Source organism: Brotomerdimonas butyrica, from assembly GCF_025567305.1.
Taxonomy (GTDB): domain Bacteria; phylum Bacillota; class Clostridia; order Peptostreptococcales; family Anaerovoracaceae; genus Lentihominibacter; species Lentihominibacter butyricus.
The window spans coordinates 113,989-125,474 of sequence record NZ_JAOQJP010000002.1 but is presented as its reverse complement, the minus strand read 5'-3'; the positions used below and the strand labels follow the sequence as shown (position 1 = coordinate 125,474).

Sequence of the window (11,486 nt, the reverse complement as noted above, 5' to 3'; positions counted from 1 at the left end):
TTCCCACGGATGCCGAGGATCCAAGCTGTTGCGGATCTGTGCAGGACGTTGCGGAACCGCACAGATCATTCGGGTCGCTGGACTGCTATGACTGTCTCGGACGTTGCGGGCCTTTCGGGTCACGGCATCAGGTGTTTTCTGATCAGATCTGCAAAAAGCGCAGCGTCGTCTGCATTCGAGAATATCGCGCGTGCAGAGGTGTCGTTGCCGCCGCCTTTTCCGTTGTAAAATGAAGCGTATTCTTTTACGAGCGCGCCGCACTTTATGCTGCCGTCGGACACGAGGATATAAGATGTATTCTTTTTCGCGTAAAGCATTATCAGGCGGCCGGTTTTTCCCATGTAGTGTTTGCCCATGCTGAAGGCATCATCCAGGGAAAGGTGCTCGAGAGGGTAGACGACAACGTTCGCATCAGCGCCGTCGAGGATAGCATCGAGCCGCGTGCATTCGTTTTCTATATACGCTTTTTTCAGATGGAAAAGCTCGTCTTTCAGGGCTGCGGTCTTTTCCTCCTGTGCTTTGAGCTTTGAAGGGAAATCCTCAACTGAGGAAGAATACCTGTTTGAAAGATCCGTTAACATGTCGTGTTTTATGTCGTAGTCTGCCAGTGCGCGCTGTCCGGCTTCAAAATATATCCTGAACATGCCCTTGTATTTTTCGATTTTGTAGATCTTTATCAGGCCGACCTGACCTGCGGTGTCAGGATGAGTACCGCAGCATGCGACGCAGTCCGAGGCATTCTCGACGGAGCCAACGCACACGATAGAAATATCCTCGTCGAAGGCAAGCGCTTTTCTGAGGGGCATTTTTTCGGCTTCTTCACGCGAATCGAAGCGCAGCACGGTCACGGGTGCGGCGGACCAGATGACTCTGTTTGCCTCGAGCTCGGCTCTGAGGGCGTCCTGATATGTGATCTCGGTTATCTCCGGCTTTTCTTCAAGCGAAATATCGATGGTCATGTAGTCGTGCCCCATGTGAAAGCCTCTGTTCACTCCTCCGAAAAGACTGAAGAATATCCCTGAAAGGATGTGCTCGCCGCAGTGGCGCTGCATGTTGTCGAATCTTCTGTCCCAGTCGAGGGAGCATGTCACTTCGGTGCCGGTGGAAAGCTCAGGCGTTCCGCTGTCATCGGCCGGCTTTACGGTATGGATGACGTTTTCTCCGTCTTCCTGCACGTCGATGACTGTGAATTTTCCGTGAGGGGTTTCGATCGTTCCCGTGTCACAACTCTGTCCGCCGCCTTCGGGGAAAAATGCTGTCCGGTCAAGTGTCAATGTAAACTGACCGGGTGTTTCATCTGATGCCCGGACTGACGTTATTCTGGCAGTCCAGTTTTTGAGATATCGGTCCTGCTGGTATAATTTTGTTATTTTCATTTTTTTGACTCCCATAAAATAGCAAGTAGATTAATTGAATTTTATCCGTATATAACAAAAAAGTCAAACAAAATGCTGTTAAAAATGTTCGAGTTGTTTTATAATACATATTAGATGATTAATTTGCGGTGACTGGCATATCTTTTATCGTAAAGGAAATATCGCGCTGATGTTTCCGGGATGGAGAGGTGTGTCTATGAAAAGCAAAGGAATGATTTTACTGGTTGCGTGCATACTGCTGGGGGTGGTATTCGGTGTACCTTCACAGCATGATATGGCAGATCATGTGTGGAAAGCTGCAGAAAGCCCTGCGGTCGTGCTGGATCCGGGACACGGAGGGATGGACGGCGGCGCGGAAAGTGCTGACGGGACTGTCGAAAAAGACATAAACCTGGCGATCGCGCTGAAACTCAGGAACAGGCTGGAAGCTGAAAAGCTCAAAGTCGTGATGACAAGAGACGGGGACAAGGGACTGTACGATGATTCGGAAGCGGCGAGCATACGCAGTATGAAGACTCAGGATATGAAGGAGCGCAAGCGCATCATCGACGAGTCGGGCGCGGAACTTGCCGTGAGTATACATCTCAACAGTTTTACACAGGATCGGTCAGTAAAAGGTGCGCAGGTGTTTTTTTCATCTGACGCGGATGAGGATATAGTCAGAGAAAGTGAAGCGGCAGCACATATCCTGCAGCAGCTGCTGAACAGAGAGATAAACACTGACAAGAAACGGAGCGAGCTCGGGAAAAGTGATGTGTTTATCCTCAGGGCTCCGGAGGTGCCTGTCGTGATAGTAGAATGCGGTTTTCTCTCGAACCGGGAGGATGCCGAAAATCTGGAAAATGAGGATTTTCAGGACAGGATAGCTGAGGAGCTGTGCAGAGGGATATGTGATTACGTAAACAGAGATAAATGTGGAAATCAGTAAAACCGTTGAATTTCAGGGGATTTGGCATGGAGCAGGCAAAAGTTGAATAATCCGAATAAAATTGTGGATAACTTTGTGGTCAAAAAAGCGCTTGACAGCGACAAACGTTGAAAAATACACAAAAGCAAAAAAATAATTATCCACAGCAATCTTTGGATAAAATCGTATACAATCTTGAAAAAATTGTGGAAAACTTCCGAAACCCTTAAAATTTGAAAGATATCCACTTGTTGAAAGTTGTCAGATACGAAACGACAATAGGTTAACATAATATTTGTGAAACAGGAGAAGAAGATGTTAAAAGAAAAAATCGTTTACAAGGATGAGCTGCCTATCAATGTGGTCACGGCGAACATAACAGAATATCCTATTCATTTCCATGATGATATGGAGGTGGTGTATGTCCTTGACGGAAGTGTGATACTGAGGAACGGATATTATACATATACTCTCAAGCAGGGAGACGTGTTCATTCTCAATGACAGGGAAATGCACAGTTTCCAGCGTACAGACGAGGATAATCTCGTGATGATGTTCCAGATGGATCTGACGTACTTTTCCAGATACTATGACAATCTTAAAAACAACTTCTTTGTAACAGACATAGAGGATGACAGTGATGAGAGCCTTGAAGTGCTGCGTACTCTGCTCGCGAGGATCATGATGGAGATCCTGCAGAAGGGCTACGGTTATGAGCATAAGGTGATAGAAAGCACTCACAACCTGATCGCGTGCCTGCTTTCCGACTTTCAGTATTTTGTCATGGAAAACGGCAGATTCAAGAATGAGCTAAAGAACAAAGGGAACAAGATCCTTGCCGGCAGGCTCAACAGGATAACTGACTATATGTACGACAATTACACGAGAAAGCTGACGCTCAGCGAGATCGCAGATCGTGAACATCTCAGCATCTACTACCTTTCCCATATCATAAAGGAAGCGACAGGACTGAGCTTCCAGGATCTGCTGAGCTATATAAGAGTCGAGGAATCCGAGCGTCTTCTGCTGGGGACCAACAAGAAAATAGGAGCGATCGCGGAGGAAACCGGATTTTCAGCTGTGAGATATTATATAAAGCATTTCGAGCAGTGGTTCGGCATGCATCCGCTGGAATACCGTAAAAAATATATAGGAAAGATAATAAGCCGCGATATAGCCGCACAGTACAAGCTTGCGACTCCGGCAGAGATAGAAGAGGCGATAAGAAAGCAGGTCAAGGGGATCTACGCTGACTACGCTGATAAATTCAAGGCTAAGCCTGTGATAATAGATATCGATATTTATGATGAGTTCGCGGAAGTGATAAAGAAGCCGGTCAGCATGTCGGAGATAATGGAAAGAGATGTGAACCGTGTCCTCGCGGATCCGTACCGCAAGTTCAGGGAGCTGAATGAGAACATCATCGCGGCAGGCGAGAATTATATAGTCTCGACAAAGTGCAAGTTCCCTGGTGTGCTGAACAGTCTCAGCATCCTGGTGTACAACTTCGATGAAAACACAGGCAAGAACCTGCGTAAGATAATGAGCAGAGATGATCTGATGAGGATCGTCAGGAACTATGAGAACGAGATGGAGTTCCTCGTGCGCTGCACAGGGCTTTCGGGAAACTTCAGAGTGATCAGGTACAGGATGGAAAAGGAGAACTTTCTTGCAAAGATCGCACATGGTTTCAATCCGGACAAGCGATCCAGCCTGAGGGAAAACTTTATAAACAAGATGATATCTGAGCCGAATATCAGGACGAGCAGCTACATCAGCTCGGACGCGCTCAGCGTGCGAACGATATTCGAGGGAGTGGGCGCCGAGCTGATACTGATCGACAGGATCTAGCTCTTCGGCTGCGCCTCGTTTCTCCGGGCGAATCGCAACGTCCTCTTGGAGGACTCCTCCGTTCGCAATGCTCACTGCGCTGTCGGTTTCTCCGGACGAATCGCGCTTTCTGCGCTCTTCGGGAGAAATCGCAACGTCCTCTCCGAGGACTCCTCCGTTCGCGAAGCTCACTGCGCTGTCGGTTTCTCCGGACGAATCGCGCTTGCTGCGCTCTTCGGGAGAAATCGCAACCTTATCATGTGATTAAGACAAAGGTGTAATTGAAATTTTCTGATAAAGGGACTACTATATAGTTAGACATAATAAAGTTAAAACTATTGTTTAAACAATATTATTTATGGAGGTAAAGAGATGAAATTACTTATCATTGGTGCAGGTGGCGTTGGTACATCAGCAGCAAAAATTATCGCAAGACAGGGCGCAGAGGCTGACTGGGCTGAAAAAGTTGTAGTAGCTGACTATAACGTTGAAAGAGCTAAGAAAGTAGCTGAAGAAATCTGCGGCGGCGGAAAATTCGTTCCTGAGCAGATCAACGCTATGGACGCTGACAATATCAAGGCTGTAATCGCTAAGCATGATATTGATTTCGCAATGAACGCTTGCGATCCAAGAATGAACGAAACTATCTTTGACACTTGCCTGGCTGCAAAGATCGGATACCTTGACTGCGCTATGACATTAGGTACTGAGCATCCTGAAAAGCCTTATGAACTTCCTAACATCAAGTTAGGTGACTATCAGTTCGCTAAGCAGAAGGAATGGGAAGCTTCCGGCAAGATCGCTATCTGCGGTTCAGGTGTTGAACCGGGAATGGCTGACGTATTTGCTAAGTATGCTGCTAAGCACTTATTCGACAAGATCGATGAAGTAAACGTAAGAGACGGAGATAACTATGGAAATACTGATTCAGACTTCGGATTCTCAGTATGGACAACTATCGAAGAATGCTTACAGCCACCAGTAATCTGGGAAAAGAACGAAGAGCATCCTGAAGGACACTGGTTCTGTACAGAACAGTTCTCAGAGCCTGAAATCTTCAACTTCCCTGGCGGAATCGGCGACGTAGAAGTAATCAACGTAGAACACGAAGAAGTACTCCTCGTTCCAAGAGAAATCGATTGTAACAGATGTACATTCAAATATGGTGTACCTGCAGACTTCAGAAAGAAGTTAATGGTTCTGTTCGAATATGGTCTCTCAGACAAGAGAACAAAGATCAAGGTTGGCGACAGCGAAATCACTCCTAGAGACTTCGTCTGCAAGGTAATCCCTAGCCCTGTTGATGCTACAATGACAATGACAGGTAAAGGATGCGCAGGTACTTGGGTAACTGGATGGAAAGACGGAAAATACAGATCAGTATATCTGTATCAGATCGCTGACAACCAGGAATGCATCAAGAAGTACACTACTAACTCAGTAGTTGCTCAGACTGCAGTAGGTCCTGTAATCATGATGGAACTTATCGCTAAGGGTATCTGGGCTGATGCTGGTGCATGGGGTCCAGAACACTTCGATCCAGATCCATTCGTAGAAAGACTTGCTAAGTACGAATTCCCTGCTGGAATCAAAGAAATGGATTCAGAATACGCAGATGAATTAAACGAAAAAGCTTTCTTAGATGCAGTAACTAAATAAGCTTACATAATTTAAGATCGAATAAAAACGGTTGCCATCAGGCAGCCGTTTTTTTGTAGAAAGAAAAGGGCATCGCCCTAACGATCAGAAATCATTAATGCGACAGTTCGTCATTTTTGCTGCAAATAAAAAGCAGACAGTAGCCTAGAAACCATGCTTTTGTGCTGTCTCGGTTCCCCTGGATCCGGATCCGTTTTCAGCAGCCTGGAAAACCGCGCTTTTGTGCTGCCCTGCGCTTTGCATAAAAATACGGGAATCAATAAAGGAGCATCGTATTCGTGATCTGTTCGATATGAGCCATATCGAGCGTACCGTTATCATCGTATGTAGTTATGAGATTGTCATAGGGACGGATATTGCATTGAAAATATTGCATGAGTTTCATGCTGGCCTTCTGCGCGTAATCGAAGTCGCCCAGCATGCCCATATGTTCCCAGTATATAAGCTTATGATCGGCAGGTCGAAGTATGCTGAAATCGGGATACACTGTATTGCCTTCCAGAACCAGAGGTGCTTCGTAGCGGTACGGGATATCCATGTACTCGAGATGAGTCGCGATAAGGAGTTCGGATTTTGAACGGACATAGATGCCGCCTGGGGTTTGGTGAATCTTTTGCTCCGGGCGGTAGGGGTTGCCCTCATATTTGATGGACCTCCAGATATAGATGTCACGTTCGGTAATGCGTCCCTGTTGAGCCGGCAGGAATTCTTCTTGTAAATATCGCAGAAGCTGATCGTTCCAGCTGCTTTCAGCCACGGTTCCCTTGATGCTGTAGCGGAGATCACGAAGTGCCGGCGATATATTTTCCAGTTGAAACATTTCGGGCAGAGGCGTGTATTCTGAGCTCAGATTTTCAAGCGATGATATATTGACAGAAAGCTGCTCTAAAAGGAAGCGCAGTATCTTGCCTGTGGCTATTTCTGCAAAAACGGGAAAGGAATTTTGTGAGAGATACAGAGGCTTCCCGTTTGAATACGTGTATAATCTGGGCTTTCCGTGCTCTAGCTTCGTAAAAAGCGTGTTGTCAGGCAGTTCTTTAAGCTGACGTGTCAACCTGGTCTTTATTTTTCTGCATTTTATCAGTTCCTTTTGTATGGCTTCTCTGCTGATCATGAGATCCTCCTTAAAAATCTTTCATGTGCTGTGCCGGTATGTAATGTGATTATATGGTCACGATCGGAGCATGGCAATCATAATTTCGCAGAATGTAATAAGCATGTCTTTTTATGTAATTTTACAGGTATAGTGGAAAGCGGCAGTTTTACATAGCCGTTTCAGCCATAAACTGAAATTTTCAAGTGTAAATGGCTGAAAACTGTAAATTATATGTTTCTGAAGAGGTTCTGATAGCTGGCAGCAAATGAGTAACTGGGATTTTTCAGCCGAGCAATAAGAGATAAACCTAGAAATGGCTGAAAACAGGAAATGCACTGGAAATGTATGTGAAAGTATGATAAGAGCCGTGATGTGAAAGAACGGTGTGGAGGCTTCGGGCGCAATGCAATTTACATATTTCAGCCATGACACTATGAATTTCATATACTTTTGGCTGAAACAGCTGTGACAAACTTGATGTATAAAGTCCACGATGAAAAACAAATGTATGAGATCATATAAAAAATCCCATAAAAAATCTACATTCACAGCTCATTCATGAAATGACTGCTCACGGAAGGCGAAGCCGGACATGAAGTGACTGTCCTGGATGTTGGAAAGATGAAGATCGCCGGCTGTCTGGCGTGCGAATACTGCCATACTAAAGGCGAAGGAAAGTGCGTGCAGAAGGATGATATGGAAAAGGTATATCCTGCACTGCTTGAATGTGATGCACTCGTGCTTGCATCGCCTATCTACTATTTTACAATGACTGCTCAGATACAGGCTACTATCCAGCGTATATATGCGATAGACCATCCGCCAAAGGCAACTAAGGCAGCACTGATGCTCAGCTCGATGTCCCCGGAGGTATACGAAGGCTCGATCGGAGAATATGAAGGAATAATAGATTACATGGGGCTTGAAGACAGAGGAATAATCACTGCTGATGATTCTGAGAACGGAACAGAAGCGCTGATGGAAAAATGTCGTGCGCTCGGAAAAGCCATGTAATCCTGCAGCAGGATACTGTCTGCATATGAAAAGCGCAGGCCCGCACCTGCATTTCGCTTCTGTTGCATCATGTGATCGTGTGCATGATGTGAAAAAGCGCAGGTTTCGGAACTGCGTTATATTATTGTATAAAGGGGATCCCGGCATTTAATTAAATAATGAATGGAATGCCGGGATTTTTGTGCAAAGCCGGGAAGATCTTCCCGGCCTTATGGGCTTGTATTTGATGTGGCTACAGTGCCTGGCCGCAGTTAGAACAGAATTTGCTGCCGGGTATGAGCGGTGCTCCGCAGCCCGGGCAGGTGCTGTTCAGCTTGGTGCCGCATATGTTGCAGAAATTCGATCCTGCAGGCAGCTTGGCTGCACATTGCGGACATGTGAGCATTTCATTGACCGGAGTCGGTATCGGTGAGACTCCCGGCATCGGTGCCTGCGTTTGTGGCGCCGCGTGCATATCAGGCTGTGGCGGTGTCTGCGCACCTGATGAAAAAGGAGCTCCGGCGTCCATGTTCTGCGCCGCCGGCTGAAGTATGCAGCCTATCACATGAAATATCTCGTCGGGCAGGTTTTTCTGCTTGTAGGCGCCGATGCCTGCCGTGATGGCAAGCGGCCACAGCAGGAAGAGACCGACCGCGCCGGCTCCGAGCTTGTCTGACCACTGTCCTTCTCCTATCGTGACGTTCAGATTATTTTCTACAATGGAAAACTGCACTGTCGTGGCAAGACGCATTCCTGAAAGAGTGCGGAGCGTGTCTTTTGGCTGTCCCGCCTGCAGCAGGTACCCGTCGGGGGTCGGTGCAGTCTGAACATCCATGCCTTTTTCAGTATGCAGAAAACGGCTGAGTTCGTCTATTACGATCTGTATATCAACATTGTTCAGCAGATAGGTTCTTGATTCTGTCATTGTCATATCCTCCATTCTCCGGTCACACGGCATGCCATGTGACGAAAACTGCGTGATTTGCATAGCTGCAGGGTCTGCACAGAAGTGCGTTCCGCAACATGTTTCATATTATAAATCCAATTTATAAATTTAATCTTAACAATGACATCCTTTTGCGGCAACCCGGGTTTCCGATTTGTCAGTGCCAGTTCGGGAAACCGGTATCAGGTACCAGTGCCTGCTGTTGCCATATGTATACAAAAATGACCAACCGGGCATATCCATGTTGACCGGCTGGTCGAAACTGTTCGATGATCAGCGATAGAGACCGCTGTAAGCGCCTATGTTGCGGGATTACAGGCAGCTGCAGGCTTTACACACCGAAAATCTCGGAAGTCTCTTTCATTATCTGTGCGATCGGGAGACCCTGCGGACATTTTTTTTCACACGCCTTGCATGATATGCAGTCGGAAGCGTGGCGGCCCTTAGGTATCCATTCAACGTATTCCATTTTTGTGGCAGGGTTCTGTCCGTAGATGTTCCATTCGTTTAAAGTGTCGATAAGATCAGGTATCTTGAGCTTCTGAGGACATGGCAGACAGTACTCGCATCCCGTGCAGGAGTACTTGATGAGTCTGTTGTATTCGTCTGAGACCTTGTCGATGAGTTCTCTTTCTTCGTCTGAGAGCACGTTGAGGTCTGCGGCTGAAACCGTAGCGATATTCTGCTGAAGCTGTTCTCCGGAGCTCATGCCGCTCAGGATAAGAGTGACTTCCGGCATGCTTGCGAGCCATTTGAAGCCCCATTCTGCAGGCGTTCGCTTCACCGGCGCGTTGTCCCAGAGCTCCTGGACTGTAGGCGGGATCCCTGTCGTGAGCTTGCCGCCTTTGAGCGGTTCCATGATTATCACGCTCAGACCTTTTTCAGCGGCCAGCTTCAGGCCTTTTACGCCTGCCTGGATATCCTTGTCCATATAGTTGAGCTGTATCTGACAGAATTCCCACGGATATGAATCAAGAACTTCCTCGAAGAGCTCATATGAATCGTGGAATGAAAAACCGATGTGCTTTATTTTGCCGGCAGCTTTCATTTCCTCGAGGAAAGGCATGAGGTTGAGCTTTTTGATGCGCTTCCAGTTCGGCTTGTTGACGCTGTGCACCAGATACATATCGATATAGTCGGTGTCGAGACGTTCGAGCTGTGTCTGGAACATCTCCTTCATGTGCTCTTCGTCCTTTGCGAGCCAGATAGGCATCTTGTCCGCGAGAAGGACTTTTTCGCGGTAACCATCCCTGAGCGCTTTGCCTACGAGCCCTTCGCTCTTGCCGTTGTGGTATCCGAATGCTGTGTCGACATAGTTTATGCCGGCATCTATCGCTGATCTGATGATGTCGATAGCTTCAGGCTCGTTGATCTGGCCGTCTTCTGTCTCAGGAAGTCTCATCGCTCCCATTCCGAGCAGGGAGACTTCTCTGTCCAGCTTTTTAAATGTTCTGTATTGCATTTTTTACTCCTGAAATACTTGCCGCCATGTTGGCGGCTTCATTGAAAAAACAAACTTTTATGGTATCATATAACATGATTATACTGAAAAAGGAGATGTATTTCAATGGAAAAAGGGACGATGGAACTCAGCCGTATCTGTGAGGCGATCCTTGCATCGGCTGATCTTAGTGGTATGGCAGGACTGGCAGTGGGCATCATGGCAGGCGATGAGATCTGCACCGGTGCTCGGGGCTACAGAAATATAGAAAGCGGCGAGCTGATGGATGCGGACACGATATTCCACTGCGCGTCGATATCGAAGACATTCACTTCTACAGCTGTAATGAAGCTTGTTGAAGAAGGAAAGCTGAGACTTGACGATAAACTGGTGGATGTGCTGTCGTATTTGTCAATCGCTGATAAACGATGTCAAAAAATAGAGATCAATCACATGCTGAGTCATATTTCAGGACTGCAGGATGCCGGTGAGCTTGGCTGGAAAGCGGGTCTGACGGGCGCGGATGCACTGAAGAACTATGCGTTTGCGAATGAAGTGACTGACAGGCCGATGCTTGGCGAGCCCGGAAACTGTACACCTATGTACAGCGACATGGCATACGATCTGCTGGGACTTGTTGTTCAGGAGGTTTCGGGGCAGCCGTTCGAAACATATATAAAGGAAAACTTTTTTGATCCGGCAGGCATGAAAGACACGACATTCCTGACATTCGAGAGGACAGGCGGAAGTCTCGGTCTGGAGGATATAGACAAGGCGAAGATCGCAATGCCTCATGTAAAGGATGCAGATGGAAAGATCGTGCTGGAGTCGATGTTCCCGTATACGAGGCAGCATGCGCCGAGCTCTACTCTGACCTCAAATGTTTCGGATCTGCTGAAGTGGGGAAGATATAATCTGGATAAAAAGGCAGTGTCTGCTGACAGCTATGAAAAAATGTGGACTGAGAGAGTCAATATCCCTGACAAGTTCGCGATGATGGGTATGGGATGGTTCATCAGACATGAGAACGGACATATGTTCGTCGGCCACGAAGGCGGAGATGATGGGTTCAGAACCAGTTTCTGGACGTGCCCGGAATGCGATGCGGCCCTGGTGATCCTGGCAAATACGACAGAAGCTCCGATAGAACCGCTTACTGAAAGCTTTTGTATGGATATCGAGTAAGTCGCGACGTGCTGCTTAAGGCATTTCAAACTGATAAAATATTTTGCAAGCAA

Annotated in this window: 9 protein-coding genes; 5 read left to right on the top strand and 4 right to left on the bottom strand. The window is 47.1% G+C overall.

Annotated elements, in window-relative coordinates:
• Window positions 1–119: 119 nt before the first annotated feature.
• Window positions 120–1,376 (bottom strand): alanyl-tRNA editing protein, encoded by a 1,257-nt coding sequence (locus OCV59_RS01860; protein WP_262584049.1) that lies wholly within the window; start codon window positions 1,374–1,376, stop codon window positions 120–122.
• A 196-nt stretch (window positions 1,377–1,572) separates the two neighbouring features.
• On the opposite strand from OCV59_RS01860, the gene OCV59_RS01855 reads away from it, so the two are divergent.
• From OCV59_RS01855 to OCV59_RS01845, 3 genes are all read left to right on the top strand, one after another.
• The gene (locus OCV59_RS01855) at window positions 1,573–2,304 is read left to right on the top strand and encodes an N-acetylmuramoyl-L-alanine amidase (protein ID WP_262584048.1); all 732 of its coding nucleotides are present in this window, start codon (window positions 1,573–1,575) and stop codon (window positions 2,302–2,304) included.
• 294 nt (window positions 2,305–2,598) lie between these two features.
• On the top strand, window positions 2,599–4,134 hold the full coding sequence (locus OCV59_RS01850; protein WP_147592627.1) for an AraC family transcriptional regulator: 1,536 nt from the start codon (window positions 2,599–2,601) through the stop codon (window positions 4,132–4,134).
• A gap of 351 nt (window positions 4,135–4,485) precedes the next feature.
• Window positions 4,486–5,772: a saccharopine dehydrogenase family protein gene (locus OCV59_RS01845; protein ID WP_147592626.1), complete on the top strand. Its 1,287-nt coding sequence runs from the start codon at window positions 4,486–4,488 to the stop codon at window positions 5,770–5,772.
• A 256-nt stretch (window positions 5,773–6,028) separates the two neighbouring features.
• On the opposite strand, the gene OCV59_RS01840 is transcribed toward OCV59_RS01845, so the two are convergent.
• The gene (locus OCV59_RS01840) at window positions 6,029–6,886 is read right to left on the bottom strand and encodes a hypothetical protein (RefSeq protein WP_147592625.1); all 858 of its coding nucleotides are present in this window, start codon (window positions 6,884–6,886) and stop codon (window positions 6,029–6,031) included.
• 549 nt (window positions 6,887–7,435) lie between these two features.
• Between OCV59_RS01840 and OCV59_RS01835 the strand changes: the two genes are divergently transcribed.
• Window positions 7,436–7,882 carry a flavodoxin family protein gene (locus tag OCV59_RS01835; protein WP_262584071.1) on the top strand — a complete coding sequence of 149 codons (447 nt, stop codon included), beginning with the start codon at window positions 7,436–7,438 and terminating at the stop codon, window positions 7,880–7,882.
• 232 nt (window positions 7,883–8,114) lie between these two features.
• Here OCV59_RS01835 and OCV59_RS01830 read toward each other — a convergent pair whose 3' ends face one another.
• Window positions 8,115–8,786: a zinc ribbon domain-containing protein gene (locus OCV59_RS01830; RefSeq protein WP_262584047.1), complete on the bottom strand. Its 672-nt coding sequence runs from the start codon at window positions 8,784–8,786 to the stop codon at window positions 8,115–8,117.
• A gap of 352 nt (window positions 8,787–9,138) precedes the next feature.
• Window positions 9,139–10,269 (bottom strand): aldo/keto reductase, encoded by a 1,131-nt coding sequence (locus tag OCV59_RS01825; protein ID WP_147592622.1) that lies wholly within the window; start codon window positions 10,267–10,269, stop codon window positions 9,139–9,141.
• Window positions 10,270–10,374: 105 nt separating this feature from the next.
• Between OCV59_RS01825 and OCV59_RS01820 the strand changes: the two genes are divergently transcribed.
• Window positions 10,375–11,433, top strand: coding sequence for a serine hydrolase domain-containing protein (locus OCV59_RS01820; protein WP_147592621.1), 1,059 nt, complete (start codon window positions 10,375–10,377; stop codon window positions 11,431–11,433).
• Window positions 11,434–11,486 lie beyond the last annotated feature (53 nt).

Excerpts from the sequence above, each read along its gene's own strand:
- OCV59_RS01820 (WP_147592621.1), top strand. The coding sequence starts at position 10,375 with ATGGAAAAAGGGACGATGGAACTCAGCCGTATCTGTGAGGCGATCCTT.
- OCV59_RS01840 (WP_147592625.1), bottom strand. The coding sequence starts at position 6,886 with ATGATCAGCAGAGAAGCCATACAAAAGGAACTGATAAAATGCAGAAAA.
- OCV59_RS01850 (WP_147592627.1), top strand. The coding sequence starts at position 2,599 with ATGTTAAAAGAAAAAATCGTTTACAAGGATGAGCTGCCTATCAATGTG.
- OCV59_RS01845 (WP_147592626.1), top strand. The coding sequence starts at position 4,486 with ATGAAATTACTTATCATTGGTGCAGGTGGCGTTGGTACATCAGCAGCA.
- OCV59_RS01860 (WP_262584049.1), bottom strand. The coding sequence starts at position 1,376 with ATGAAAATAACAAAATTATACCAGCAGGACCGATATCTCAAAAACTGG.
- OCV59_RS01825 (WP_147592622.1), bottom strand. The coding sequence starts at position 10,269 with ATGCAATACAGAACATTTAAAAAGCTGGACAGAGAAGTCTCCCTGCTC.
- OCV59_RS01855 (WP_262584048.1), top strand. The coding sequence starts at position 1,573 with ATGAAAAGCAAAGGAATGATTTTACTGGTTGCGTGCATACTGCTGGGG.
- OCV59_RS01830 (WP_262584047.1), bottom strand. The coding sequence starts at position 8,786 with ATGACAGAATCAAGAACCTATCTGCTGAACAATGTTGATATACAGATC.